At 64.0% G+C, this 26,462-nt stretch carries 24 protein-coding genes and 2 tRNA genes; 13 read left to right on the top strand and 13 right to left on the bottom strand.

Features of this window, described 5'->3' with window-relative positions:
• Positions 1–120: 120 nt before the first annotated feature.
• The 7 genes from O0881_RS10860 (at position 121) to O0881_RS10830 (ending at position 6,502) form a co-directional block, all read left to right on the top strand.
• Complete coding sequence (locus tag O0881_RS10860; protein WP_099666802.1) at positions 121–1,125, top strand: sulfate ABC transporter substrate-binding protein; 1,005 nt, start codon at positions 121–123, stop codon at positions 1,123–1,125.
• Between the two features lie 53 nt (positions 1,126–1,178).
• Complete coding sequence (locus tag O0881_RS10855) at positions 1,179–1,745, top strand: alpha/beta hydrolase (protein ID WP_289911483.1); 567 nt, start codon at positions 1,179–1,181, stop codon at positions 1,743–1,745.
• Between the two features lie 45 nt (positions 1,746–1,790).
• Complete coding sequence (locus tag O0881_RS10850; RefSeq protein WP_034785187.1) at positions 1,791–2,429, top strand: peroxiredoxin; 639 nt, start codon at positions 1,791–1,793, stop codon at positions 2,427–2,429.
• A 323-nt stretch (positions 2,430–2,752) separates the two neighbouring features.
• A complete protein-coding gene (gene cysT / locus O0881_RS10845) occupies positions 2,753–3,562 on the top strand; it encodes a sulfate ABC transporter permease subunit CysT (RefSeq protein WP_099408869.1) in 810 nt (269 codons plus the stop codon).
• Entirely contained in the window at positions 3,559–4,485 is a 927-nt protein-coding gene (gene cysW, locus O0881_RS10840) for a sulfate ABC transporter permease subunit CysW (protein WP_251350677.1), read from the top strand. The genes cysT and cysW overlap by 4 nt, the downstream gene beginning before the upstream one ends.
• A 1-nt stretch (position 4,486) precedes the next feature.
• Positions 4,487–5,557 (top strand): sulfate ABC transporter ATP-binding protein, encoded by a 1,071-nt coding sequence (locus O0881_RS10835; RefSeq protein WP_034747519.1) that lies wholly within the window; start codon positions 4,487–4,489, stop codon positions 5,555–5,557.
• A 12-nt stretch (positions 5,558–5,569) separates the two neighbouring features.
• Positions 5,570–6,502 carry a CysB family HTH-type transcriptional regulator gene (locus O0881_RS10830; protein WP_070256667.1) on the top strand — a complete coding sequence of 311 codons (933 nt, stop codon included), beginning with the start codon at positions 5,570–5,572 and terminating at the stop codon, positions 6,500–6,502.
• On the opposite strand, the gene O0881_RS10825 is transcribed toward O0881_RS10830, so the two are convergent.
• Positions 6,499–6,852, bottom strand: coding sequence for an MmcQ/YjbR family DNA-binding protein (locus O0881_RS10825; protein ID WP_289911250.1), 354 nt, complete (start codon positions 6,850–6,852; stop codon positions 6,499–6,501). The two genes, O0881_RS10830 and O0881_RS10825, sit on opposite strands and share 4 nt — an antisense overlap.
• Positions 6,849–7,460, bottom strand: coding sequence for a DUF2185 domain-containing protein (locus O0881_RS10820; protein WP_289911249.1), 612 nt, complete (start codon positions 7,458–7,460; stop codon positions 6,849–6,851). Before O0881_RS10820 ends, O0881_RS10825 begins: the two co-directional genes overlap by 4 nt.
• Positions 7,461–7,813: 353 nt before the next feature.
• On the opposite strand from O0881_RS10820, the gene O0881_RS10815 reads away from it, so the two are divergent.
• Positions 7,814–8,368, top strand: coding sequence for a PEP-CTERM sorting domain-containing protein (locus O0881_RS10815; protein WP_289911248.1), 555 nt, complete (start codon positions 7,814–7,816; stop codon positions 8,366–8,368).
• 92 nt (positions 8,369–8,460) lie between these two features.
• On the opposite strand, the gene O0881_RS10810 is transcribed toward O0881_RS10815, so the two are convergent.
• The 3 genes from O0881_RS10810 to O0881_RS10800 form a co-directional block, all read right to left on the bottom strand.
• Positions 8,461–10,881 (bottom strand): TonB-dependent receptor, encoded by a 2,421-nt coding sequence (locus O0881_RS10810; protein WP_289911247.1) that lies wholly within the window; start codon positions 10,879–10,881, stop codon positions 8,461–8,463.
• A gap of 296 nt (positions 10,882–11,177) precedes the next feature.
• Complete coding sequence (locus O0881_RS10805) at positions 11,178–12,224, bottom strand: aldo/keto reductase (RefSeq protein ID WP_289911246.1); 1,047 nt, start codon at positions 12,222–12,224, stop codon at positions 11,178–11,180.
• 9 nt (positions 12,225–12,233) lie between these two features.
• Positions 12,234–13,283 carry a quinone-dependent dihydroorotate dehydrogenase gene (locus tag O0881_RS10800; protein ID WP_099666807.1) on the bottom strand — a complete coding sequence of 350 codons (1,050 nt, stop codon included), beginning with the start codon at positions 13,281–13,283 and terminating at the stop codon, positions 12,234–12,236.
• Between the two features lie 203 nt (positions 13,284–13,486).
• On the opposite strand from O0881_RS10800, the gene O0881_RS10795 reads away from it, so the two are divergent.
• Positions 13,487–16,798, top strand: a complete 3,312-nt coding sequence (locus O0881_RS10795) for a S41 family peptidase (protein WP_289911245.1) — start codon at positions 13,487–13,489, stop codon at positions 16,796–16,798.
• 43 nt (positions 16,799–16,841) lie between these two features.
• Here O0881_RS10795 and O0881_RS10790 read toward each other — a convergent pair whose 3' ends face one another.
• Genes O0881_RS10790 through O0881_RS10780 form a run of 3 tightly spaced genes read right to left on the bottom strand, consistent with a single transcriptional unit; the run spans position 16,842 to position 18,950 of the window.
• Complete coding sequence (locus O0881_RS10790; RefSeq protein ID WP_289911244.1) at positions 16,842–17,564, bottom strand: arginyltransferase; 723 nt, start codon at positions 17,562–17,564, stop codon at positions 16,842–16,844.
• A 60-nt stretch (positions 17,565–17,624) separates the two neighbouring features.
• Positions 17,625–18,341 carry a leucyl/phenylalanyl-tRNA--protein transferase gene (aat, locus tag O0881_RS10785; RefSeq protein WP_289911243.1) on the bottom strand — a complete coding sequence of 239 codons (717 nt, stop codon included), beginning with the start codon at positions 18,339–18,341 and terminating at the stop codon, positions 17,625–17,627.
• 30 nt (positions 18,342–18,371) lie between these two features.
• On the bottom strand, positions 18,372–18,950 hold the full coding sequence (locus O0881_RS10780; RefSeq protein WP_099666811.1) for an NUDIX hydrolase: 579 nt from the start codon (positions 18,948–18,950) through the stop codon (positions 18,372–18,374).
• A gap of 224 nt (positions 18,951–19,174) precedes the next feature.
• Between O0881_RS10780 and O0881_RS10775 the strand changes: the two genes are divergently transcribed.
• Positions 19,175–19,251: transfer RNA gene (locus O0881_RS10775), tRNA-Met, on the top strand.
• A gap of 163 nt (positions 19,252–19,414) precedes the next feature.
• Positions 19,415–19,491 (top strand) — tRNA-Met (locus O0881_RS10770).
• A gap of 59 nt (positions 19,492–19,550) precedes the next feature.
• Here the strand turns inward: O0881_RS10770 and O0881_RS10765 are convergent.
• Complete coding sequence (locus O0881_RS10765; RefSeq protein ID WP_289911242.1) at positions 19,551–20,339, bottom strand: helix-turn-helix transcriptional regulator; 789 nt, start codon at positions 20,337–20,339, stop codon at positions 19,551–19,553.
• Between the two features lie 110 nt (positions 20,340–20,449).
• Between O0881_RS10765 and O0881_RS10760 the strand changes: the two genes are divergently transcribed.
• The gene (locus tag O0881_RS10760) at positions 20,450–21,655 is read left to right on the top strand and encodes an MFS transporter (RefSeq protein WP_289911241.1); all 1,206 of its coding nucleotides are present in this window, start codon (positions 20,450–20,452) and stop codon (positions 21,653–21,655) included.
• Here O0881_RS10760 and O0881_RS10755 read toward each other — a convergent pair.
• Complete coding sequence (locus O0881_RS10755) at positions 21,652–23,958, bottom strand: xanthine dehydrogenase family protein molybdopterin-binding subunit (protein ID WP_289911240.1); 2,307 nt, start codon at positions 23,956–23,958, stop codon at positions 21,652–21,654. The genes O0881_RS10760 and O0881_RS10755 overlap by 4 nt on opposite strands.
• On the bottom strand, positions 23,955–24,431 hold the full coding sequence (locus O0881_RS10750; protein ID WP_289903870.1) for a (2Fe-2S)-binding protein: 477 nt from the start codon (positions 24,429–24,431) through the stop codon (positions 23,955–23,957). Before O0881_RS10750 ends, O0881_RS10755 begins: the two co-directional genes overlap by 4 nt.
• A gap of 152 nt (positions 24,432–24,583) precedes the next feature.
• On the opposite strand from O0881_RS10750, the gene mug reads away from it, so the two are divergent.
• Positions 24,584–25,105 carry a G/U mismatch-specific DNA glycosylase gene (gene mug / locus O0881_RS10745; RefSeq protein WP_289911239.1) on the top strand — a complete coding sequence of 174 codons (522 nt, stop codon included), beginning with the start codon at positions 24,584–24,586 and terminating at the stop codon, positions 25,103–25,105.
• A gap of 43 nt (positions 25,106–25,148) precedes the next feature.
• Here the strand turns inward: mug and O0881_RS10740 are convergent, their stop codons facing one another.
• Positions 25,149–25,934 (bottom strand): anti-sigma factor, encoded by a 786-nt coding sequence (locus O0881_RS10740; RefSeq protein ID WP_289911238.1) that lies wholly within the window; start codon positions 25,932–25,934, stop codon positions 25,149–25,151.
• Positions 25,931–26,452, bottom strand: coding sequence for an RNA polymerase sigma factor (locus tag O0881_RS10735; RefSeq protein WP_289911237.1), 522 nt, complete (start codon positions 26,450–26,452; stop codon positions 25,931–25,933). Before O0881_RS10735 ends, O0881_RS10740 begins: the two co-directional genes overlap by 4 nt.
• Positions 26,453–26,462: the final 10 nt, after the last annotated feature.

The raw sequence follows: 26,462 nt of genomic DNA, 5'->3' as shown, positions 1-26,462 counted from the left end.
CCCGTTGCGCGCCGTCCATATGCGAAAAATGTATATCAAACGGCGAAACGCTTCGTTCTCTTTGCGGCCATAGCGCCGTAATCTGGTGGCTCTGAAAGTTCAACCACACGGGGATCTTAGATGCTGTCGAAAAAAATCATCACTGCCGCCGCCATCAGCGCGTTTGCCCTTCTGCAAACGGCGCAGGCTGCCGATATCACCCTGCTCAACGTGTCATACGACCCGACGCGCGAGCTGTACCAGGATGTGAATACGGCGTTTGCCAAGGAGTGGAAAGGCAAGACGGGCGACAACGTCAAGATCAAGCAATCGCACGGCGGTTCCGGCAAGCAGGCGCGCGCCGTCATCGACGGCCTGGAAGCGGACGTGGTCACTTTGGCCCTGGCCTACGACATCGACGCGCTGGCCGAGCACAAGCTGCTGGCCGCCGACTGGCAAAAGCGCTTGGCGCACAACAGCTCGCCTTACACCTCGACCATCGTGTTTCTGGTGCGCAAGGGCAACCCGAAAGGCATCAAGGATTGGAATGACTTGATCAAGCCGGGCGTGTCCGTCATCACGCCGAACCCGAAAACCTCGGGCGGCGCCCGCTGGAACCATCTGGCCGCGTGGGGTTATGCCTTGCGCCAGCCGGGCGGCAACGAAGCGAAGGCCAAGGATTTCCTCGGCAAACTGTATAAAAACGTGCCCGTGCTCGATTCCGGCGCGCGCGGCGCCACCACCACCTTCGTCGAACGGGGTATCGGCGACGTGCTGATCGCCTGGGAAAACGAGGCTTACCTGGCCGTCAAGGAACTGGGCCCGACCAAGTTCGACATCATCACGCCATCCGTCAGCATCCTGGCCGAGCCGCCCGTCGCCGTCGTCGATAAATTTGCCGACAAGCACGGCACGCGCAAGGTGGCCGAGGCTTACCTGAACTACCTGTACACGGACGAAGCGCAAGACATCATCGCGAAGAACTACTACCGTCCAGCAACGGACAAGGCGGCAAAGAAATACGCGTCGCAGTTCGCCAAGGTCAACCTGTTCACCATCGAGCAAGTGGCCGGCGGCTGGACGGCGGCACAGAAGGCGCACTTTGCCGACGGCGGCATCTTCGACCAGATCTATCAGCCGAAGTAATCTTCACCGGCAGGCGGCAACGCTTGCCGGAATCGATCACGCAAGGACACATCATGGCGCTGCGCAGCTTTTCCGATTACCGGGTATTGATCGTGCCGGGCTTGCATAACAGCGGTCCCGAGCATTGGCAGAGCCGCTGGCAGCGCCTGTATCCGCAATTCGAGCGGGTCGAGCAGGATGACTGGAACGCTCCCGACCTGGCCACCTGGTCGGCGCGCCTGGATCAGGTGCGGCGGCAGGATGCGCGTCCTACCCTGATCGTCGCTCACAGCTTCGGCTGCCTGACGACGGCGCACAGCCTGGCCCGCGACCCGCAGGGCGTGGCCGGCGTGCTGCTGGTGGGGCCGGCCGATCCCGACAAGTTTGGCGTCGCCAAGGTCTTGCCGCAAAAGCGGCTGCCTTGCCCCGGCATCCTGATCGCCAGCCAGACGGACCCGTGGATGACGGCCGAACACGCGGCGCAGTGGGCACGGCGCTGGAATTGCAAGTATATTGATGGCGGTGCGCTGGGCCATATCAACGCCGAGTCGCGCCTTGGTGACTGGGTCTATGGCCAGGCGCAACTGCAAACACTGTTTGATCTGGCGCAAAGCGACAAACGCCACCGTCAGGCAGCCTGATTCGACGCACATCCCATTGCCACACAACCTCTCAAGGAGATCACGATGACTTTACGCCTGGGCGATGTCGCCCCTGATTTTGAACAAGACAGCTCGATCGGCCCCCTCAAGTTCCACGAGTGGGCGGGCAATTCCTGGGTGGTGCTGTTTTCCCACCCGGCCGACTTTACCCCCGTGTGCACGACGGAACTGGGCTTGACGGCCAAGCTCAAGCCGGAATTCGACAAGCGCAACGTGAAGGCCATCGCCCTGTCCGTGGATGCGGCCGAGTCGCACAAGAGCTGGATCAAGGATATCGAAGAGACGCAAAACACGGTGGTGGGCTTCCCCATCATCGCCGACGTCGACAAGAAAGTATCGGTGCTGTACGACATGATTCACCCGGAACAGTCCGTCACGGCCACCGTGCGTTCCGTCTTCATCGTCGACCCGAACAAAAAGGTACGCCTGATCCTCACGTATCCGCTGAGCACTGGCCGCAACTTCAATGAAATCCTGCGCGTCATCGACGCCCTGCAACTGACGGACGGCTACACGGTGGCCACGCCCGGCAACTGGAAAGATGGCGACGACGTCATCATTCCGCTGACGGTGCAAGATCCGGACGTGATCAAGCAGAAATATCCGAAGGGATTTACGGCAGCGAAGCCATACTTGCGCCTCACGCCGCAGCCAAACAAATAAGAGCACCGAAAAAACGTCCATGGCGTTGTTGCATTGCCTCGCCGTACATTCGTACTGTCTTCGGCAAGGCGCCTAGCCCTGAACGTTTTATTCGGCGCTCTTGTTCCCACAAAAACGCACCTCACCGGTGCGTTTTTTTTCGCCCAGCATTTCCATCGGCAAGTATGCAAAATCCATCTAAGCAAATGAGAAATGGTTAGTTCTTTTTATAACGAATGCATGTGATTATTGCACTCTATAACTCAAAAATGTAATAAGAAGGAGTTTCTATGTCTGCAGCATCAGCAGCACCGCTCAAGGCGCGCGGAGCGCCGTTTCGGGTCATGCCGGGATTTAAGCTGTCACTGGGCTTCACGCTCTTTTACCTGGCCTTGATCGTTCTCATTCCGCTGTCGTCGGTGTTCCTGAAAACTTTCACCATGACATGGGACGCCTTCTTCAGCGCCGTCACGTCCGACCGTGTGATGGCCTCGTACCGCCTGACGTTTGGCGCTTCCCTGATCGCCGCCCTGTTGAACGTGGTGTTCGGCGGCATCCTGGCCTGGGTGCTGGTGCGCTATAAATTCCCCGGCAAGCGCATCATCGACGCGCTGGTCGACTTGCCGTTCGCCTTGCCGACGGCCGTGGCCGGCATCACCCTGACAGCCTTGTATTCGTCGAACGGCTGGTTCGGCCAGTTCATCGAAGGCGTGCTGGGCATCAAGGTGGCGTTCACGCCGCTGGGCGTGGTGGTGGCGCTGACCTTCATCGGCTTGCCCTTCGTCGTGCGCACCGTGCAACCGGTGCTGGAAGACGCGGAAAAGGAACTGGAAGAAGCGGCCGCCAGCCTGGGCGCCAATTCGCTGCAAACGTTTATCCGCGTCATCTTCCCCACGATCCTGCCATCCTTGCTGACAGGCTTTGCGCTGGCGTTTGCCCGCGCCACGGGCGAGTACGGTTCCGTGATCTTTATCGCCGGCAATATGCCGATGGTGTCGGAAATCACGCCGCTGTTCATTATTACCAAATTGGAACAATACGATTACGCAGGCGCCACGGCCATCGCCGTGGTGATGCTGGTGGTGTCTTTCCTGCTGTTGTTGACGATTAACCTGCTGCAAGCATGGACGCGCGGAAAGGCGAAGAAATCATGAGTACGAATACGACTAGCGTCGCTGGCGTGGATAATGCGCGCCCGGCAGTGCGCCGCTTCGAGCCGAATGTCGGCCCCGTCGTGCTGGAACCGTTGTGGGTACGCACCGTCCTGATCACCGTCGCCTTGCTGTTCCTGACGGCGTTCCTGATCGTGCCCCTGGTGGCCGTGTTTGCGGAAGCGTTCAAGAAGGGCTGGGAAGCGTATATCGCCGCCATCATCGATCCGGACGCGATTTCCGCCATTAAATTGACCCTGATCACGGCCGCCATCGCCGTGCCGTTGAACCTGGTGTTCGGCGTGGCCGCTTCCTGGTGCATCGCCAAGTTCGAATTCCGCGGCAAGAGCATCTTGCTGACGCTGATCGACTTGCCGTTTTCCGTCTCGCCCGTGATTTCCGGCCTGATCTATGTGCTGATGTTTGGCGCCCAGGGCTGGTTCGGCCCGTGGCTGCAGGCGCACGACATCAAGATCCTGTTCGCCGTGCCCGGCATCGTGCTGGCCACCATCTTCATCACCTTCCCGTTCGTGGCGCGTGAATTGATCCCGCTGATGCAGTCGCAGGGCAGCGAAGAGGAAGAGGCCGCCATCGTGCTGGGTGCCTCGGGCTGGAATACCTTCCGCCGCGTGACTTTGCCAAATATCAAGTGGGGTCTGCTGTATGGCGTGATCCTGTGTAACGCCCGCGCCATGGGCGAGTTCGGCGCCGTGTCCGTCGTGTCCGGCCATATCCGTGGCGAAACCAACACCATGCCGCTGCAGGTGGAGATTCTGTACAACGAGTACAACTTCGCCGCCGCGTTTGCCGTCGCCTCCCTGCTGGCCCTGCTGGCGCTGGTGACCCTGGCCTTGAAAGCTTTCATTGAGTGGCGTTTGAACGAGAGCAACGCCGACGATTCCGCCTTACGTTCCACGGAGCACTGATATGACCATCGCAGTTAAAAACATCCACAAGCGCTTCGGCGATTTCGTTGCCCTCGACAATATCTCGCTGGACTTTCCCGCCGGCGAACTGACGGCCTTGCTGGGCCCGTCCGGTTGCGGCAAGACCACCTTGCTGCGCATTATTGCTGGCTTGGAACATCCGGACAGCGGCCAGGTGCTGCTGGACGCGGAAGACGCGTCGAACCGCCATGTGCGCGAGCGCCAGGTCGGTTTCGTGTTTCAACACTATGCGCTGTTCAAGCACATGACCGTGTTCGAGAACGTGGCCTTCGGCTTGCGCGTGAAGTCGCGCAGCGAGCGCCCGTCGGAAGACCAGATCCGCCGCAAGGTCAAGGATTTGCTGGAGCTGGTGCAGCTCGATTGGCTGGCCGACCGCTATCCGCCGCAATTGTCGGGCGGGCAACGCCAGCGCATCGCCCTGGCGCGCGCGCTGGCGGTCGAGCCCCGCGTGCTGCTGCTCGACGAGCCGTTTGGCGCCCTGGATGCCAAGGTGCGCAAGGAATTGCGCCGCTGGCTGCGCCGCCTGCATGACGACTTGCACGTCACCAGTATTTTCGTCACGCATGACCAGGAAGAGGCGCTGGAAGTGGCCGACCAGGTCGTACTGATGAACAAGGGCACGGTCGAGCAACTCGGTTCCCCAGAGCAAGTCTATAACCACCCCGCGTCGCCGTTCGTGTATGGCTTCCTCGGCAACGTCAACCTGTTCCACGGCCGCGTGCATGACGGCGTGATGGCCACGGGCGACGCCAGTTTCGAGGTGCCCGACTACGCGGGCGTGAGCGACAGCAAGGGCACGGCCTATGTGCGTCCGCACGACCTGGAAATCGACCGCTACACGCAGGGCGCGGAAGGCATCGTCGTGAAACTGAGCCGCGCCCATGCCATCGGCCCGCTGGCCCAGCTGGACTTGCAGCGCGTGGATAACAGCGAACTGATCGAAGCGGTGATGTCGAACGAGCGTTTCACCCACCTGCAGCTGAAGGAAGGCGAGACATTGGTTGTCCGCCCGAAACGTCTCCATGTATTTGTTGAACCCACCCGAACTTGATACAGGATAGCCATGAACTTTCAACAATTGCGATCGATCCGCGAAGCGGCCCGCCGCGGCTATAACCTGACGGAAGTGGCGAACGCCCTGTTCACGTCGCAACCGGGCGTGAGCCGGCAAATCCGCGAACTCGAAGACGAGCTGGGCGTGGTGATTTTCGAGCGCAACGGCAAGCGTTTGACGGGCTTGACGGAGCCGGGCAAGGGCATCCTGAAGATCGTCGACCGTCTCTTGATCGAGGCGGAAAACCTGCAGCAGGCCAGCCTCGAATACAGCGGCCAGACGAGCGGGACCTTGTCCGTGGCGGCCACGCACACGCAGGCGCGCTATGCGTTGCCGAAAGTGGTGCAAAGCTTCCGCGCCGCTTTCCCCGACGTGCGTATTGCGCTACAACAAAGCGCGCCCGAGCACATCGCGGAATGGGTGCTGTCCGGCAAGACCGATATCGGCATCGCCACGGAAGGCTTGAGCCAGTTCCCCGACCTCGTGTCGTTCCCGTGCTACCGCTGGAGCCATCTGATCGTCGTGCCCGACGGCCATCCGCTGCTCGAACATTCGCCCATCCGCCTGGAAGACCTGGCGAAGTATCCGCTGATTACCTACGACAAGGGTTTCACGGGGCGCGGGCATATCGACGACGCCTTTGCCAAGGCTGGCGTGGCGACCGATATCATCCTGACGGCCATGGATTCCGACGTCATCAAGCAATACGTGGCGCTGGGCCTGGGCGTGGGCATCGTCGCCTCGATGGCCTTCGACCATGGCCGCGACAAGGGGCTGCGGGCCGTGGAAGCGTCGCATCTGTTCGCCACCAACACGACGCGCCTGGCCGTCCGGCGGGGCGCCTACCTGCGCGCCTACGCCTACGAGTTCATCCTGCAGCTGGCGCCGGACTTGACGCGCGAAGACATCGACCGCGCGATGGCGGGCGAGGACGCCCTCTAGGCGATGGCCGCCCTTTGCGCGCGCGTCAGGCTGGCCACGGCGCGCGCGTAGCTATCCTGAACCAGTTCCGCCAGGTAATCGGACGGGAAGCGCGCCACGTCGACGATGGTCACCCAGTGAAAGCGGCCCATGTAACGGGCCGGTTTCACGCCGGGCATGTCCGTCAGTTCGATAAAGCGCCCGGCGCTGGCGCGCAGGCTGAAGCGCCACTGTTCCGGCATGCTGGTTTTAAAGTACGCAAATTTCTTGCCCGCCACTTCATACACGAGGATATTCGACGGCGCACCGTACAGCACGGCTTGCGCGCCGGGCAGGGTTGCGCAAAATTCCTTCAGTTCATCACTTGTCATTCGTCCACCGCCATGAATTGTTGCGTGTCGTGGTCGAAGGCAAACGCCGCGCCGGCGGGTGCGTCCAGCAGCGCAATGAAGCGGTCATCCACGCTGAGCACGGCGCCCAGCGACACGAGGGCCACGTTGGCGCTGTCGTTGATGTAGTCGTCGCTTTCATCATTCGCCGTGAAGCGCCAGCCGCTGTCGTCGTCGTTGTCCGGTTCCTCGCGGTACAGATAGCCGACGGGCGCGCCGTCTTCCAGCACTTTTTTCGTGACGAAGCACAGGCCCGCATAGCGGTTGACGAGGTTATCGTCATCGTCGTGCTGCGTATTGATGATGTGGCGCGCCGCGAAGGCGACGGGGTCTTTGGCTTGCAGATCACGGATGTAGCCTGGCGTGTTGTCGAGCTTGCCGGTGAATTGGCCGCCGGCGTCCACCGTATCGACCAGCACCCACATGCGCTCGGCGCCCGGCGCCTGCGGATCGTCGCTGTGGAAGGCGAAGATCAGCTTGACCACCTCGCCGGGGCGCACCTGGGCGATGGCCTCGGGCGGCGATTTGTAGAAGGTGTAGGGATGGCGCGCCGCCAGTTCGGCGGCGTCGGCCAGGTGCCAGCTGGGCATGGTGATCCGTTATCAAGAAGAGTAAGGCCCATGGTAGCCGATTGCGTGCCAGGATGACCACGCCTACCTTCCGGCTTGCCGTTGCCGCAGGGCTACACCGCTATCTGGCATGTGCCGATCTACAACAATCCTGCTGCCAGGAGCGGCGCCCGGACATGGCAGGGAGGGCTGCATGCCCCGCGATAGCCGGCACCGGCCATAAATCGATAAGGCCAATTGAAAATGCCAATGGTAAAAATTGTTTCTTTTATTGTATTTCGATTTCCTGAATGATATCTTTTGCTCTGCGATGTGAGGGTGATAGAAAAATAATTAAAATTGCAATTATTGAAATATTTATATCAGGGGAATATATGAACATGACCAAACGCGCGTTGCTGGGTCTTTGCCTGACCGCTGCGGCTTGCCTGGCGCCATTGGCCCAGGCGGCGAGCTGGGTGGAAATCACCGATCCTGCCATGACGGGCTTTTCGGTGGGCGGCAAGACCGTCACCTATGGCAGCGTGGCAGCGGACTCGGTTTGGGTCTATGACGGCGCCAACCCGCCCGGCGCGCAAAGCGCGGCCGCCATCCAGAGTTTGGTCAGCAGCACGTTCGGCCTGCCGTCCAGCGGTACCGGCTCCTTGGTCTTTGCCGCCCAGGGCGACTTGGCCAGCAGCAACTCTGGTTCATTCACCGTCAACTCCAGCTTCGACTACCTGGCCGTGCATTATGGCCGTGGCGAACTGTTGTTCCACTGGGACACGCCGCTGGCCGCCAATACGGTTGTCACCATTGCCAACCTGCCGCGTGGCCTGAGCAATTTCCGCGCGTTCAATTCGGTTTCGGCAGTGCCTGAGCCAGCGACCTACGGCATGCTGATGCTGGGCTTGGGCCTGGTCGGATTTGCCGCGCGCCGCCGCGCCTGAGCCTGCAGCGCCTGCGGGCGCATGCGCTGACGCATGAAAAAAAAGCCTGGAAACGCGATGCGTTCCAGGCTTTTTGCATGGCAGAGCGCCATTTACCAGCTATAGCCGGCCTTGGCGTAGTAATAGCGGCCGTTGAAGCCGTTCGGCGCGAAGATGCTGTAGGGCTGGGTGCCGTTGACGTTCAGGTTGCCCGCGCTCGTCACTTGCGCCGGGTAGCGGTTGGTGACGTTGTCGATGCCGGCCACCAGGCGCCAGTTCTTGCCCAGCTTCACGGAACCGGACACGTCCAGCACCCATTGCGGGTCGTACGTCTGGTCCAGCTTGACGTCATTTTGCGGTACGGTGAAGCTGCCGTAGCGCGTCACGACGCCGTGCGCATTCCAGATGCCGAAGCTGTAGTCGGCGGCCAGGCTGAACTTGTCCTTCGGCGACGCCACCGTGATGCGGTCGATGCTCTGGCGGTCGATCAGTTTCAGGTTGTTGGCCGTCAGGATGGCCGGATTGTCGGCGATTTTCCGTACCGTGCTCTTGTTGTGGTTGTACGCCACGGTGAGGTCCAGGCGGTCCTTCTCCTGCAGGTCGATGCGGTAGGTGCTGACGATGTCCACGCCTTCCGTGCGCGTGTCGACGGCGTTGGTGAAGTAGCGCGCCGCGCCCACCGGCGTGCCTTGCGCGGCCAGCTGGGCCTTGAGCTTGTCGTTCAGTGCCAGGTTGGCCGAGAACAGGATGCGGTTGTCGATGTCGATGCGGTAGGCGTCCACCGTCGTCGTGAAGTTGCGGCTGGGCTGGAACTGCAGGCCCAGGCTGTAGTTGCGGGCCTTTTCCGGTTTCAGGTCCTGTGCACCGAGGGCGCGCGCCTGCGGCGTATTGACGGCGAAGGTGCCCGTCTCGATGGCCGTATTGTTGCCGTTGATGACCTGGAAGTTGGTGGTGGTGATGGTGTAGTACTGCTGTGCCAGCGATGGCGCACGGAAGCCGCTCGATACCGTGCCGCGCAGGGATAGCGCATCCGTGAACGCATAGCGGGCGGAACCCTTGGCCGAGGTAGTGCTGCCGAAATCGCTGTAGCGCTCATGGCGTAAGGCTACGCCGCCCGAGAGTTTCTTCGTCGCTTCCGCTTCCAGGTTCACATAGATCGATTCGTTGTGGCGCGAATGGCTGCCCGCGTTGGCAGGACGGAAGCCGGCAAAGCCTTGCGAGCCGCCGCCCGTGTACGACGCTGCGTCGCCTGCGCCGATGCTGTACTTTTCATGGCGTGCTTCGGCGCCGACGGCCACGGTCAGCGGGCCGGAGAAGGCGGCGACGGGGAATTCGCGCGCCGCATCGAGGTTGAACACGGTCTGCTCGTTTTTCAGCGAACCCGCATAGAAATGCGTGGGGCTGTTCGCGCCCAGCGACTGGTTGACCGTGTTGTCCAGGTCCAGCTCGAACTTGTTGCTGCCGTAATTGAGGCTGGCATCCCAGCGCCAGCCGGCGGCTTCGCCGCGCAAGCCCGTGACGATGGACTGGTCCGTCAGCGTGCTGTTTTGCAGCGGCAAGAAGCCTTCCGGGTAGATCGGCGTGCGCTGCGAATACGCCTTGGTGACGGAATCCTGGATCAGCGCCGTGCGCCACGTGGCGGCAGCCGACGTGTCGCGCTTGCCATAGCTGCCGAAGGCATACCAGTCGAGGTTGTCGCTGATGCGGTATTCGCTGTTGAGGAAAATCGTCGCCGGCTTGCTTTCCGGGTCGCCATAGCGCTGGTTGACCTTGCCGTAGCGCGGTTCCAATGGGTTGCGGAAGTCGGCGCCGGCGCGGTTGGTCGGGTCGCGGTCGGCCACTTCCGCCGAGATGCGCACCCAGCCGTCCTCCCCCAGGGCGAAGCCGGCCGAACCCTTGATGGATTTTTGCTTGCCGTCGCGTTCCTGCGTCTGGCCATAGCCCACTTCGACGTCGCCGCCGGCCGCGCCTTTTTTCAGGATGATGTTGATCACGCCGGCGATGGCATCGGAACCGTACTGGGCCGCCGCACCATCGCGCAGCACTTCCACGTGGTCGATGGCGGCCAGGGGGATGGCGTTCAGGTCGACAGGCGCGGAGCCGCGGCCCAGGGAACCGTTGACGTTGACGACGGCCGAGGTGTAGCGGCGCTTGCCGTTCACCAGCACCAGGGTCTGGTCGGGCGACAGGCCGCGCAGCTGGGCAGGGCGCACGGCGTCGCTGGCGTCGGCGCCCGTGGCGCGGGCAAAGTTCAGCGATGGCAGCAGGCGCGCCAGCACGGTGGCCAGTTCGGCCGAGCCCGTGCTTTGCAGGTCGCGCGAGGTGAGGATGTCGATCGGCGATTCGGAATCGATGGTGCGGCGGTTCTTGGCGAAGGTGCCGGTGACAACCACCGATTGCAATTCGCCTTCGGCCGGCAGCTCTTGCTGCGCTTGCGCCTGCATGGGCAGGCTGAAGCAGGCGATCAGGCTGGCGGCGATAACGGTTTTTACGGGCAGGGCGGGAAGCTGGGAGCGGGCGTTGCTTGAACTCATCGACGATATCTCTTCGGTTGGTGGTTACGCGGACCATGGCGGTCCGACGATGAAATCAGATTAACAGTGGGCACGTGGCGTGCTTACGAATCGTTCTGTCTATCGATATGCAATAAATATCTGAAACACGTCAACATGGCGCGAGTAGCGCATATGGCCTCGTTTCCAGCATACGGCCGGGCAAGGCAAGGCCGCAATGCTGCACAGCAGTAAATTGCCAGCTGTTGTATAAAAACGACTATCTGGGAAAAGAGGGGGGAGCCTGGCGGCGGCATGCGCCGCCAGACGCAGGGCGGTTACTGCCCTGGATTGGGCGCACTGGCGTGGATGGCGTCGACGGCCGCCACCAGTTCCGGCGACAGGGTGACTTGATGGGCGTCGATATTTTGCTGCAACTGCTCCACGCTGGTGGCGCCGATGATGGTCGAGGCCACGAACCAGCGCGTGTAGCACCAGGCCAGCGCCAGCTGCGCCGGCGTCAAGCCGTGCGCGCGGGCCAGCGCCGCATACTGGCCGGCGGCCGCGATGGTGGCGGGGCGCACGTAGCGGGGGCTCCAGCCGGCCGGAAAGCGCGTCAGGCGGCCCTTGGCCTGCGGATCGTCGAGGTATTTCGCCGTCAGCTGGCCGAACGCCAGCGGGCTGTAGGCCAGCAAGCTGACATTTTCCCGGTGGCAGGTTTCGTCAAGCAAACTCGTCTCGAAATGGCGCGCCGTCAGGTTGTACAGGTTCTGGATGGAGGCGATGCGCGGCAAGCCCTTCAGTTCCGCCTGCTTGATGTATTCGCACACGCCCCACGACGATTCGTTCGACACGCCGATGTGGCCGATCTTGCCTTCCTCGACCAGCTTGCCCAGCACGGCCAGCGTGTCTTCGATGGCGATGCAAGCGTGCTCCTTGCGCGGGTTGTACACGCTGGCGCCGAAGATGGGCAGGTTGCGGCTGGGCCAGTGCAATTGATACAGGTCAATGTGCTCCGTCTGCAGCCGGCGCAAGCTGTCTTCGACGGCGGCGCGGATGTTGACCGCGTCGTGGTCCGTCTTGCCCTTGCGTATCCAGTGCATGCGCGAATTCGGCCCGGCCACCTTGCTGGCCAGCACGATGTTGCCGCGCTTGCCGCTTTTCTTCAGCCAGCTGCCGATGTGGCGCTCGGTGCTGCCCTGCGTCTGCGCGCTGGCCATCACCGGATACATTTCCGCCGTGTCGATGAAGTTGATGCCCCGTTCCAGCGCGTAATCGAGCTGGCTGTGCGCTTCGGCTTCCGTGTTCTGTTCGCCGAAGGTCATCGTGCCCAGGCAGATCCTGCTGACTTCCAGGCTGCTGGTACCCAGCTTGATCTTTTCCATGCGCCGTCCTTAGCGGGCCTGTTTGCCGTGCAGCGCGCGCGCGCAATCCTTGATCAGCGCGGGGCCGGCGTAAATCAGGCCGCTGTACAGCTGCACCAGTTGCGCGCCCGCCTCGAACTTGGCCACGGCGTCGCTGCCCTGCATGATGCCGCCCACGCCGATGATGGGCAGCGCGTCGCCCAGTTCCGCCTTCAGCAGGCGGATGACATTGTTCGACAGCTCGAACACGGGTGCGCCCGACAGGCCGCCCGCTTCCGCGCCGTGCGGCATGCCTTCGACGGCGCTGCGCGACAGGGTCGTGTTGGTGGCGATGACGCCGTCGATCTGGTGGCGCGTGAGCGACTCGGCGATGCTCTTCACCTGTTCGCCATCCATGTCCGGCGCGATTTTCAGGGCCAGCGGCACGTAGCGCTTGTGCTTGTCCGCCAGGCGCGCCTGCGCATCTTTGAGCTGCGACAGCAGGGCGTCGAGTTCCGACGCGCCCTGCAGCTGGCGCAAATTCTTGGTGTTCGGCGACGAGATGTTCACCGTCACATAGCTGGCGTAGGGGTAGACTTTTTCCAGGCACAGCAGGTAGTCGTCGGCCGCGCGCTCGATGGGCGTGTCGGCGTTCTTGCCGATGTTCAGGCCCAGCACGCCGGCGCGGTTCTGGTAAAACTTCGACGCCTGCACGTTGGCGACAAACGCGTCCACGCCGCCATTGTTAAAGCCCATGCGGTTGATGATGCCCTGCGCCTGCGGCAGGCGGAACATGCGCGGTTTCGGGTTGCCCGCCTGCGCGCGCGGCGTGACGGTGCCCACTTCGATGGAGCCAAAACCCAGGTCGGCCAGCGCGTCGATGTAGGCGCCGTCCTTGTCCAGGCCGGCGGCCAGGCCGACCGGGTTCGGGAAGGTGATGCCCATCACCGTGCGCGGGTCCGCCGCCGGTTTGCCGGCCAGCTTCGTCAGGCCCAGCGCGCTGGCGCGTTTCAGGGCGGGCAGAGTGAGATGGTGGGCCGCTTCGGCATCCATCGAAAACAGCAAGGGGCGGGCGAGGGAGTACAGGAATTTTTCAGACATGGGGCGCTTTGAGTAGGTATGCGGGCTGCCGGGAAGGGCTGGCGGCGCGCGAAATAAGTGGCGTATTTTACCGTGTTCCGCGCGGCTGCCGGGTGTATAGTTCTTGTTGGTCTAATGCAATATTGAATCCTTGATAATTCGCATTCGACCGTGGACCTTCCTGTTTTTTCTCTGTTCTGTTGACTTCATAAGCGAGACATCGATTGAAAAAGACACGCATCCTGACCGCCATCGCGGCCGCCAGCGCACTGCTGCTGAGCCATCCGGCCCTGGCCCTGCCCAATACGCAAGACACCCGCATGCTGAGCGAACCGGCCGTCTCCAGCCGCCACATCGCCTTCATCTATGCGGGCGATGTATGGCTATCGAACCTGGACGGTGGCGGCGCGCGGCGCCTGACCTCCGACCTGGGCGACAAATCGAACCCCGTGTTTTCGCCCGACGGCAGCCTGATCGCGTATAGCGCGAACATCGACGGCAATGTCGACGTGTATGTGATCGCCGCGGCGGGCGGCGTGCCGCGCCGCCTGACCTTCCACCCGGGTGTTGATCTGGCGCAATCGTTTACGCCCGATGGCCAGTCCGTGATGTTCACCTCGCCCCGCGCCGCCTTCAACAACCGCTTCCAGAAGCTGTTCACGGTGCCGGTGGCGGGCGGCGTGGAGACCCAGCTGGAAATCCCCAACGCCTCGCGCGCCACGTATTCGCCCGATGGCCAGCGCATCGCCTACAACCCGCTCGCGCCCGCCTTCAAGCAGTGGAAGCGCTACCGGGGCGGCACCAATTCCTGGCTGTGGCTATTTTCGTCCAGCGACAAATCGATTGAAAAAATCCCCCAGCCGACGACGCGCTCGAACGACGTCGATCCCATGTGGATCAAGGATATCGTGTACTTCCGCTCGGACCGCAACGGCGAATTCAACCTGTTTGCCTACGATGTCAAGACGAAAGCCGTGCGCCAGTTGACGCAGCACAAGGATTTCCCCGTGTTGAACGCGTCGGCGGCGAACGGCACCATCGTCTACGAGCAGGCCGGTTATCTGCACTCGCTCGACATCGCCAGCGGCCAGGCGCACAAGCTGGCCATCGCCGTGGCCAGCGACCTGGGGCAGGCGCGCGCCCGCTGGGTCAAGAACGCGAAATACATCCGCGACGCGTCGATTTCGCCGTCGGGCGCGCGCATCGCCTTCGAATACCGGGGCGAGATCGTCACCATCCCCGCCGACAAGGGCGACGTGCGCAACCTGACGCAGACGGCCGGCGCCCACGAGCGCACGCCGATCTGGTCGCCCGATGGCCGCTCGGTCGCGTATTTCTCGGACGAGTCGGGAGAATATGAACTGCATGTGCGCTCGCAGGACGGCAAGGGAGCCGTGAAAAAGCTCAAGCTCAATGGCAGCGGTTTCTATGACAACGCCGTCTGGTCGCCCGACAGCCGGAAGATCGCGTTTGCCGACAATGGCTGGAGCATGTATGTGATCGATGTCGGCACGGGCAAGGTGCAAAGAATCGCCACGGAGCCGATGTATGGCGTCGACAAGAGCATGCGCGCCTCGTGGGCGCCCGATTCGCGCTGGCTGGCCTATACGCTCAATTCGCCCACCTACACGCGCAGCGCCTACATCTATTCCGTCGAGCAGAACAAGTCGATGCCCGTGACCGACGGCTTGTCCGACGTGGCCCAGCCCGTGTTCGACAAGAGCGGCAAATACCTGTACTTCTTCGCTTCGACGAATGCTGGCCCCAGCAACAACTGGTTCTCGCAGCAGAACGAAGACAACTTGGTGACGCGCACCGTGTGGATGGCCGTGCTGCGGCGCGACTTGCCATCGCCCCTGATCAAGGAAAGCGACGAGGAAAAGGCGGCCGGCGCGGAGAGTAAAAAAGACACGGCGAAGGGGGAAGCGGAAGCGAAGAGCGAGCCGAAGGTCGATCCGAAGACGGGGCGCGACGACCCGAAAGTGGTCGTCGCGCCGGTGGCGCCGATCCACATCGATTTCGACGGCATCGCCACGCGCATCGTCGACTTGCCGCTGCCGGCCGCGCAATTCTCCAGCCTGACGGCTGGCGCTGCGGGGCAAATCTTTTTGCTGCGCGAAAGCGACGGCAAGAAGGCCGTGCAGCGCTTCGATCTGAAGGAGCGCAAGGCGGAAACCGTGGTGGCGGAAGCCGATGATTTCGAAGTCTCGGCCGACGGCAAGAAGCTGCTGTATCGCCAGAAGGACAATTGGGCCATGGGGTCGGCCACGGGCAAGCTGCTGGCGCCGGGCGAGGGCAAGATCAAGGTCGACGCCATCGAGGTGAAGGCCGATCCGCGCGCCGAATGGACGCAGATTTTCAACGAGGTGTGGCGCATCAACCGCGATTATTTCTATGACCCGGGCATGCATGGCGTGGACTGGAAGGCCATGCGCGACAAGTACGCCGTGTTCCTGCCCGAGCTGTCCAGCCGCGCGGACCTGAACCGGTTGATACAGTGGATGTGCAGCGAACTGGCCGTCGGCCACCACCGGGGCGGCGGCGGCGACGATTTTATCGAGGCGAAGAAGGTGCCGGGGGGCTTGCTGGGCGCCGATTATGAAGTGCGCGACGGCCATTACCGCTTCAAGAAGGTGTATGGCGGCTTGAACTGGAATCCGGCCCTGCGCGCGCCGCTGACGGAGCCGGGCCTGAACGTCAAGGCGGGCGAATACCTGCTGGCCGTCGACAGCCGTCCTTTGCTGCCGCCGACGAATATCTACAGCGCTTTCGAGAACACGGCCGGCAAGGCCATCGACCTGACCGTGGGACCGTCGGCCGACGGCAAGGGCGCGCGCACCATCACCGTGGTGCCCGTCCCGACCGAGGATGCCTTGCGCAACCGCGACTGGATCGAAGGCAATATGCGCAAGGTCAATGCGGCCACGGGCGGCAAGGTGGCGTATGTGTACGTGCCGAATACGGCGGGGCTGGGCCACACCTACTTCAAGCGCTACTTCTTCCCGCAGGCGGACAAGCAGGCCATCATTGTCGACGAGCGTTTCAACGGCGGCGGCAGCGTGGCCGATTACTACATCGAGATCCTGCAGAAGAAGGAAATCGCCTGGTGGACCATGCGCTATGGCGCCGACATGAAGACGCCGTCCGCGTCGATCCAGGGGCCGCGCGCCATGCTGATCGACGAGACGGCCGGTTCGGGCGGCGACCTGCTACCGTGGATGTTCCGCAAAAACAACATGGGCCCGCTGATCGGCAAGGCGACGTGGGGTGGCCTGGTGGGCGTACTGGGCTTCCCCGTGCTGATGGACGGCGGCTTCATCACGGCGCCGAACCTGGCGTTCTGGACGCGCGAGAATGGCTGGGGCGTGGAAAACGAAGGCGTGCCGCCCGATATCGACGTCGAGCAAACGCCGGCCGACGTCATCGCCGGACGTGATCCGCAGCTGGAAAAGGCGATCGAGGTGATCCAGGCCGAACTGGCGAAGAATCCGCCCGTGCAGCCCAAGCGTCCTGCGTTTCCGGACAAGAGCAAGTAAGCCGGTACGGCAGGCATGAAAAAAGGGGCGCGAGCCCCTTTTTTTACAGGATGACCCACTGCCCCTTGATGCGGGCCTCCAAGGGTTTGAAATTGATCTTGTACGCCATCTTCGGGCTTTGCTTTATCCAGTAGCCCAGGTAGATGTAGGGCAGGCCCAGTTCGCGCGCCTGGGCGATTTGCCACAGCACGTTGTAGGTGCCGTAGGAGGCGCCTGGCACGTCCGGATCGAAAAAGGTGTAGACGGACGACAGGCCGTCGGCCAGCACGTCGATGATGCTGACCATGCGCAGGATGCCTTCGGCATCGCGAAACTCCACCAGGCGCGTATTGACCCGGCTTTGCAGCAGGAATTGCGCATACTGGTCGCGGCTGTCCTGGTCCATGCCGCCGCCCGCGTGGCGCGTGCTCTGATAGCGCAGGTACAGCTCGTAGTGCTCGTCGAGGAAGGACAGGGTGGCCACGCCCGCCTGCAGGTCGGCGTGGCGGTTCCAGGCGCGGCGCTGGTTGCGGTTCGGGGTGAACTCGCCCGTCACGACGCGCACGGGTATGCAGGCCTGACAGCCATCGCAATACGGGCGGTAAGTAAAAATGCCGCTGCGGCGAAAGCCGTTGCGCACCAGTTCCGAATACACGTCGCTGTTGATCAGGTGCGAGGGCGTGGCCACCTGCGAGCGGGCCTGGCGGTCGTCCAGGTAGCTGCACGGGTAGGGCGCCGTCGTGTAGAACTGCAGGGTGGCAAACGGTAGTTCGTTCAGGTGCGTCATGCTGATCCTGTCTGGTCTGTCCGCGGCAATGGAAGTCTGCGTGGAGATATCATAGCTTTTTTATGCCGGCGGTGCAGCCTGCCAATCCGTGATTTGCGCTGCTTCAATGGCGACGCGCACATGGGCCAGGAAGCGCGCGCGCGAAATGGGCGCCGCGCCCAGCGACGCCAGGTGTCTTGTTTCTTGCTGGCAGTCAATCATGGTCACGCCGTGCGCCTGCAAAAAGCGCACGAGGTGCGCCAGCGCGATCTTCGAGCCATCCGTCACGCGCGCGAACATCGATTCGCCATAGAACATGCGCCCGATCGACACGCCATACGCACCGCCCACCAGTTCCCCGTCCAGCCACAGTTCCGACGAGTGCGCGTAGCCCAGCTTGTGCAAGCCCGTGTAGCCGGCGATGATTTCGTCGGAAATCCACGTGCCCGGGCCATCCTTGCGCGGCGCCGCGCAGGCGCGCATGACGGCGTCGAAATCGCCGTCGAAGCGCAGCTGCCAGCGCCCGTCCGTGGCGGCGCTGCGCTCGACCTTGCGGATCGCCTTGGCCAGGCTGTCGGAGACCTTGAAATGCTCCGTCATCAGCACCATGCGCGGATCGGTGCTCCACCACAAGATAGGCTGGCCTTCGGAAAACCAGGGGAAGATGCCGCGCCGGTAGGCGTCGAGCAGGCGCGCGGGCGACAGGTCGGCGCCGGCCGCCAGCAGGCCGGGAGCCTCGTCGGTCAGGGCGCGCGAGACGTCGGGGAACGGGGTGTGGATGTCGAGCCAGGGAATCATGCGGCGTCAAAGGTGGCAGGTGAGGGGAGCTTATTCTGCATCCGTGCGCGCCATCGGGCGCGTGATGTCGCCCGTATGCACGCCGTAGCTGCCGCCTTCGCGGATTTTCACGCGGTCGGCAAAGAACAGTTCCAGGGTGGCGCGGATGGTGGGGAAGGCCAGGTCGTCCCAGGGAATCTGCGCTTCCGTAAACAGCTGCACGTCCAGGCTTTCGATGCCCGGTGCGAAATCGAGGTCGCGCAGGCGGGCCAGGTAGAACAGGTGCACCTGGTGCACGCGCTGCACGTTCAGCAGCGAAAACAGGGGCCCCAGTTCGATATTCGCGCCCGCTTCCTCCACCGTTTCGCGCTCGGCCGCATCCGACGTCGTTTCATCGTTTTCCATGAAGCCGGCCGGCAGGGTCCAGTAGCCCAGGCGCGGTTCGATGGCCCGTTTGCACAGCAAGACCTGCAACTGGCCATCCTCTTCCCAGACGGGAATCGAGCCGACCACCATTTTCGGGTTCTGGTAATGGATGGCGTCGCAGTTGGCGCACACATAGCGCGGGCGGTTGTCGCCTTCCGGGATGGACAGGCTGACAGGATGGGCGCATTCGGAGCAGAATTTCATGGGCGGGCTTAGGAAAAGAATGATGTCTAGTGTAACGCTTACTGTACACCGCTTACTGTACACCGATTGCGTGCGGCGTGGCGTGACGGGCGGACACAATGCCAACCGGCAATTGGCGAAGCTGCGTGACGCACTTTGGAACGCATTTTTAATAAAATGGCTCTATTGCGGTCTAAGTTGAGATAGCTATTGCCTAAGCCACCTGTTTGCCCTTATAATTCTTGTGCGGGGTGGAGCAGTCTGGCAGCTCGTCGGGCTCATAACCCGAAGGTCACAGGTTCAAATCCTGTCCCCGCAACCAATACCGGAAAGCCGCTGATTCTTGCAAAAGATCGGCGGCTTTTTTCATTTCCGCCTGGCGCACCCCATCATCTGCCTATCGGCAATCTTCGCGAGGCGGGGCGCGCATGCAATTGTCAAATCTTGCCCTTTACGCCTCGCAACAATCTGGTATATAATTCTGCTGCGGGGTGGAGCAGTCTGGCAGCTCGTCGGGCTCATAACCCGAAGGTCACAGGTTCAAATCCTGTCCCCGCAACCAATTCGAAGCCGCTGATTCCTCGCAAGAGGGTCAGCGGTTTTTTCGTTGTGCGGCAGTGTTTACTCTGGCAGCTGGCGCGCATACACCACCAGCCGCAGGTGGCGGTCTGCATCGATGGTCAGCGAGGTGTGCTCATATGCGATGCCTTCGCCGCCGACGTCCAGGCGGCGCACGCCGGCACATGGCGCATGCACGTCGTGGCGGCGCCACCACAGCTTGAATTCGGGCGAGACTTTTTCCAGTTCGTCCACCAGCGCGTGAATGTCCGCTTCCTGCGTGGCGCGCGCATAGTCGCGGCGAAAGCTCGACAGCATCAGCGGCGCCTGTTCTTCCCAGCCGATGAAGCGCGAGCGCAGCAGCGGATCGGTAAACAAGAGCCACAGCAGATTGCGCCGCGCCGGCACATGCGCGCCGAAGCCGAACAGGGCGTCCGCGCCCGCATTGAACGCCAGCACGTCCCAGCGCAGGTTGAGCACATACGCGGGATGCGCCAGTTCGTGCATCAGGCGGCGCACCGGCGGCGGCACCACGCAAAACGTCTTGCCCTCTTCGGCCGGCGGACGCGCATGCGCGAGCAGGAACAGGTGGCGGCGTTCGCCCGCGTCCAGTTTCAGCACTTCGGCCAGCTTGTCGAGAAAGGCGCTGGAGACGCCGATGTCGCGCCCCTGTTCCAGCCAGGTGTACCAGGTCAGTCCCACGCCGGCCAGCGCTGCCACTTCTTCGCGGCGCAAGCCGGGCGTCCTGCGCCGCCCGCCGCCGGGCAAGCCCACGTCTTCCGGCGACAGGCGTGCGCGGCGCGCCTGCAGGTAGGCGGCCAGTTCGTGGCGGGTGCGGGCCAAAGTGCGCATGGTGCTGCCTTTCAGGTAAGCCTGTTGCTATCAGTAATAGCATAAACAGTTAAATTGTAATTGTTTATATTGTATTCCAGAATGCCTGCTTTCTTCCCGAAGGCTTGCCCATGTCCGATTATTCTTCTCACGCCAGTACTGGCACTTCCGCCGCCGTGCTGCCCGCCACCGTCTATCTGATCGCCGTGGGCGCGTTCGCGCTGGGCATGGCGTCGTATGTGACGGCAGGCCTGATGCCGATGATCGCCGGCGCGTTTTCCGTTCCCCTGGCGATGGCGGCGCAGCTGGTGACGGCGTTTACGCTGGCCTATGGCCTCGGCTCGCCGCTGATGGTGGCCTTGCTGCCGGCGCGCGCGCAGCGCTCCGGCCTTTTGGTCGCCCTGGGCGTGTTCGTGCTGGCGAACGGGGCCAGCGCGCTGGCGCCCGGTTTCAGCGGTTTGCTGGCATGGCGCGCCATCGCCGGCATCGGTGCGGGCGTGTACCTGGCGCTGGGCATCGCGGCGGCGGCCGGCGTGTCGGCGCCCCAGCAGCGGGGCAAGGCCATCGGCGCGATCATGGGCGGCATGGCGGGCGGCACGGTGCTGGGCGTGCCCTTGAGTTTGCTGCTGGCGCAGCAGCTGGGCTGGGCAGCGGCCCTGTGGCTGGTGGCGCTTCTCGGTGCGCTGGCGCTGGCGGGCTTGCTGTGGAAGCTGCCCGCGCTGCCTGCCGCATCGTCCGCGCCGGCCATCTCGCTGCGCCGCAAGCTGGCCTTGCTGGCCGACGGGCAGGTGCTGGCCATCCTGCTCGTTTCCTTGCTGGCGGCCGTCGCCAGCCTGGGCATGTACACCTTCATTGCGCCGCTGCTGGCGTGGTCGGCGCAGGGCTTGGCGATCTCCGCCACGCCCTTCCTGTGGGCGTGGGGCGTGGGGGGCATCGTGGGCAGCGTACTGGTCGGGCCATGGGCGGACAAGGTGGCGGCGCCGAAACTGACCTGGCTCATCTTGCTGCTGCTGGCGCTGGCCTTGGGCGCGCTGCCGCTGGCGGCCGGCTGGTCGGCCTGGCTGATGCTGGCGCCTATCGTGCTGTGGGGCGCGGCCGGCTGGGCCCTGCAAGTGCCGCAAAACCAGCAACTGCTGGCCGTGCGCGCGCGCCAGGGCGACGGCAACCTGGCCATCGCCCTCAACGAATCGGCGCTGTACCTGGGCAGCGCCATCGGCGCCGCCACGGGCGGGGTGCTGCTCCTGCTGGACTGGCCCATGTGGCTGCTGGCGGCCGGCGCCGCCCTGGTCGCCGCCGCCGCCTTGCTGCTGCAGTTGCCGGCGGCGCGGCGCGGCTAGCCTTTCTTCGCCAGTTGCATGCCCACGGGCAGGGCGCGGATGCGCTTGCCCGTAGCGGCGAAGATGGCGTTGCACAGGGCGGGCGCGATCGGCGGCGTGGCCGGTTCGCCCACGCCGCCCAGCTCCATGTCCAGGGTGCCCGGCACCAGGTGCGTGTGGATCACGCGCGGCGCGTCGGCGGCGCGCAGCACGGCGTAGTCGTGGAAATTGCTTTGCTCGACCCGGCCATTTTTAAAGCTGATCTCGCCGCTCATGGCCAGGGACAGGCCCATGATGCAGGCGCCCTCGATCTGCGAGCGCACGCGGTCCGGGTTGATCTGCGGGCCGCAATCCATGGCGATGTCGACCCTCGGCACGATGACTTCGCCGGCCGCATTGATCTCCACTTCGATCACGGCCGCCACATAGGTGACGAAACTGTAGGACACGGCCAGGCCCAGGCCCCGTCCCTTGGGCAGCTTGCGGCCCCAGCCCGCCTTGGCCGTCGCCAGCTCGATCACGTGGCGCATGCGGCTGATGTCGACCGGATACTTCGCCGGATCTTCGCCATAGTTCCAGCCGTCGGACAGGTCGGCCGGGTTGATCTTGCGCGCGGGGCCCAGGAGCGCCAGCAGGTAGTCGCGATGGTCCTTCTTCGCCGCGTGCGCCAGTTCGGCCGTGAACGACTGGATGGCGAAGGCGTGCGGGATGTTCGACACGGAGCGGAACCAGCCGATGCGCGTGTGGGCCGGCACTTCCGGCACTTCGACGCGGATGTTCGCAATGGCGAACGGCACGTTGATGGCCGACATGCTCAGTTCGAACGGCGCCTGTTTGTTCGCGCCAGCGGCGAAGGTCGACGTGATGGTGGGGGCGGCCGTGCGGTGCAGCCAGGCCGTCGGCATGCCTTTCGCGTCGAGCGACGCTTCCAGCCGTTCGACCGATACCGTATGCAGGTAGTCGTGCTGCAGGTCGTCGTCGCGCGTCCACGTCAGCTTGACGGGCGCGCCATCCATGGCTTTCGACAGCAGCGCCGCCTCGACGGCGAAATCGGGTTTCGATTTGCGCCCGAAGCCGCCGCCGAGCAGGGTCACGTGGACGGTCACGTCGTCATACGTCAGGCCCAGGGCCTTGGCCACGTTGCTGCGCGTCGCCTGCGGTGCCTGCACGCAGGCCCACACTTCGGCCTTGCCGTTGGCGATGCGCACGGTGGCGGCGGGCGGCTCCATGGTGGCGTGGGCCAGGTGGGGCAGATAGTACTCGGCGCTGAATTTCCGCGCGGCGGGGGCGGCGGCCAGCGTCGCCACCGTCTTGCCCTGGTCGCGCGCCGGGCTGGCCGGCTGGCGCACGGCCGCTTCCAGCGTCTTGCGGAAGGCTTTCGAATCGTAGCCGCTGTTCGGACCGTCGTCCCATTCCAGCACCAGCGCTTCGCGGCCCTTGATGGCGGCCCAGGTGTTGCTGGCGATGACGGCCACGCCGCCCAGCGGATTGAACATGGCCGGCGGCGGGCTGCCCGCCAGTTCGACGATGCGCAGCACGCCCGGCACTTTCAGGGCCGCCGTCTTGTCCACGCTTTTCAGCTTGCCGCCGAAGACGGGCGGACGGGCGATGACGGCGTACGCCATGCCATCGAGGCGCGTGTCGATGCCGAAGTGGGTGTTGCCCGTGACGATGTCGTGCAAGTCGATGCCGCGCGTGCTGGTTTGCCCGATGTAGCGCAGCTCGCCCGCCGTTTTCAGGCTGATGCGCGCGCGTGGCGGCACGGGCAATCTGGCCGCGTCTTCGGCCAGCGCGCCGAAGGACAGCGAGCGTCCGCTGGCCGCATGCACGACCGCGTGATTGACGGCTTTCACTTCTGTCACGGGTACGTCCCAGCGCACGGCGGCCGCCGTTTCCAGCATCAGGCGCGCCGTGGCGCCCACGTGGCGCATGGCGCGGAACGAGTGGCGCATGCTGCGCGAGCCGTCCGTATCCTGGCTGCCGTAGCGCGCTTCGTCGGCGGGCGCCTGCTGCACGCGCACCTGCGCCCAGTCGGCGCCCAGTTCGTCGGCCGCCACCATGGGCAAGCTGGTGCGGATGCCCTGGCCCATTTCGGAGCGGTGCGCCACGATGGTGACGATGCCGTCGGCGCCGATCGACAGGAAGACCAGGGTGTCGTCGACCACGCCGCCAGCCATATTGTCGCCGCCGTATTTGACGGCATCGGCCGCCATCACGAGGCCGGAAGAGCCGGCCACCAGGGTCAAGCCGGCCAGCGCGCCGGCGGCCTTGAGCCAGTTGCGCCGCGCAGGCGAATGTGCGGCGGCAGTGTCATGCATGCTCATTTGGCCGCTCCTTTTGCGTGGATGCTGCTTGCGGCCTGCTTGATGGCCGCGTGGATGCGCGTGTAGGTGCCGCAGCGGCAGATATTGCCGCTCATCGCTTCGCGGATTTGCTGGTCGTTCGGTCTTGGCGTCTTGTGCAGCAGGGCCGTGGCCGACATGATTTGCCCGGCCTGACAGTAACCGCATTGTGGCACGCCGTGTTCCTGCCAGGCTTGTTGCAGCGCAAGGCCGACCTTGTCTTCGCCCACCGCTTCGATGGTGGTGATCTTCTTGCCGGCGGCGGCCGACATGGGCGTCACGCAGGAGCGGATGGCTTCGCCATCGAGGTGCACGGTGCAGGCGCCGCACAGGGCCATGCCGCAGCCGAATTTGGTGCCGGTCATGCCCAGTTCGTCGCGCAGGGCCCACAACAGGGGCGTGTCTTCAGGCAGTGCAAGGTCGTGCTGCTTGCCATTGATGGTCAGGGTCGTCATGTGTATTCCTCGGAGTGGGGATGGTGCGGGACAGCGCGACGGCCATCCGCCAGACGGATTAGCTCATCAGTATAGGATGGTAGCACCGGCCGCCCTGCGCTGCAGGAGATGGCGCCGGTGGCATACTGCGGCTTCTGATATCGGAGTTTTCCATGACATACCTCACAACGGCACCGGGCTTGCCCGACATCCTCGCTCCCGGCTTGCAGGTGGTTTTTTGCGGCCTCAATCCCGGCGTGGACGCGGCGGTGGCCGGCCACCATTTTCTCGGCCGCGGCAACCGCTTCTGGCCCGTGCTGCACCTGGCCGGCTTCACGCCGCACCTGGTGGCGCCGCAGGACGATGTCAGCGTGCTCGGTTTCGGGCTGGGCTTGACGGCGGCCGTCGGGCGCCCGACCAGCCGCGCGGACCAGGTGGGGACGGACGAATTTGCGCAAGCGGCGGCGGGCCTGCGGCACAAGCTGGCATGGGCGCAGCCGCAGTGGATCGCCTTCCTGGGCAAGGCCGCCTACGCGGCGATGACGGGAAAACGCCAGCTGGAGTGGGGTGAGCAGCCAGAGCGCTTCGGCGGCGCACGCGTGTGGATCTTGCCCAATCCGAGTGGCCTCAATCGCGGCTATTCGAAGGAGCGGCTGGTCGACGCATATGCGGAACTCAAGCGCGCGCTGGGCTGATGCCGGGCTGGCGTTCAGCGCACTTGCGCCTGGATGGAGGGGCTTAGCGGGCCTGCTCCAGCTGCGCGTACACGGCGTCGGCGATCTTGCCCAGTTCCCGTTTGGGCAGGCTCGCCGAGAGGGCATAACCGAGCTGGCCGTCGATCCAGTAAAACACGCTCAGGTCCTTTTCCTGCGTATAGCGGAAAGCCGTTTCCTGCCTGCCCGCCCGTTCCTTGGCCACGTACAGGGTCAGGCGCTTGCCACCGCCATCTTCGTACATGAATTGCGCCACGGGGCCGTCGCCATCGCCGGGCAGCAAGCGCCCGCCGATCAGGTGATAGCCGAGTGGCGACAGCGCGGGCGGCTGCAGTTGCGTGCCCAGGCGTTTCGACAGCCATTGCACCAGGTGCGCTTCCTGCGCCGCGCCCACCTCGACGGGGTGGCGCACTTCGGGCGTGTAGACGGCATGGGCGATGGCGGCGCTGCGCGCCAGCGTCAGGGGGCTGGCGCTGGCGCTCGTGCCATCGCCGCCGCGCAGCAGCCAGCCGCCCGCGCCGCCGGCGATGAGCAGCACGATGGCCGCTGCCGCCTGCATGGCGGGGCGGCGCCAGGCACCGTTTGCCGCCGCTGGCAATGCCGCCTGCCGCAGGGCCGGCGGCACGGCTTCGTCCAGCACGGGATCGAACAGGGCGCGCAATTGCCGGTTCTGTTCGCGCCACGCATTCACCCTGGCGGCGTCCTCGGGATGCGCGCGCAGGTGGGCGTCGATGGCCGCGCGCTGCTCCTCGGGCAGGACGCCGTCGGCCAGGGCGTGCAATTGCGCTTCGCTGATGGCTTGCGTTGTCATTTCACGACTTTCAGGGTAGGGGCGCCATGGCTGCCGGCGGGGCGGCCGTCGAGCAGTTCGCGCAGCCGCTCGCGCCCGCGCGACAGCCGCGACATGACGGTGCCGACGGGGATGCCCAGCGTGGACGCCACCTGCTCGTACGGCATCTGTTCCAGCGCGACGAGCAGGATGACTTCGCGCTGCCCCAGCGGCAAACGGGCCAGCGCCGCATCCATTTCGCCGATGGCGATGGCCTGCCCAGGCGCGCGCTCAGGCGCAGGCAGCAGGGCGTCGTCGTCGAGCTCCTGCAGCGCCAGGCCGGGGCGGCGCAGTTGATCCACGTGCAGGTTATGCATGATGGAAAACAGCCAGGGCCGCATCTCGCCACTGCGCTGCCACTGGTCGAACTTGCGCCAGGCCCGTTCCACGGTGTCCTGCACCAGGTCGTCCGCGTGCGCGGCGCCCGCCAGCGCGCGCGCATAGCGGCGCAGGCCGGGCAGGCAGGCTTGCAGCTGGCGGCTGTTCTCTTGCGTGGTCATCGTGGCGGCG

The organism is Janthinobacterium sp. SUN100 (genome assembly GCF_030397705.1).
In the GTDB taxonomy this organism is placed as follows: Bacteria; Pseudomonadota; Gammaproteobacteria; order Burkholderiales; family Burkholderiaceae_D; genus Janthinobacterium; species Janthinobacterium kumbetense.
This window is presented reverse-complemented; position numbering and strand designations above follow the sequence as displayed.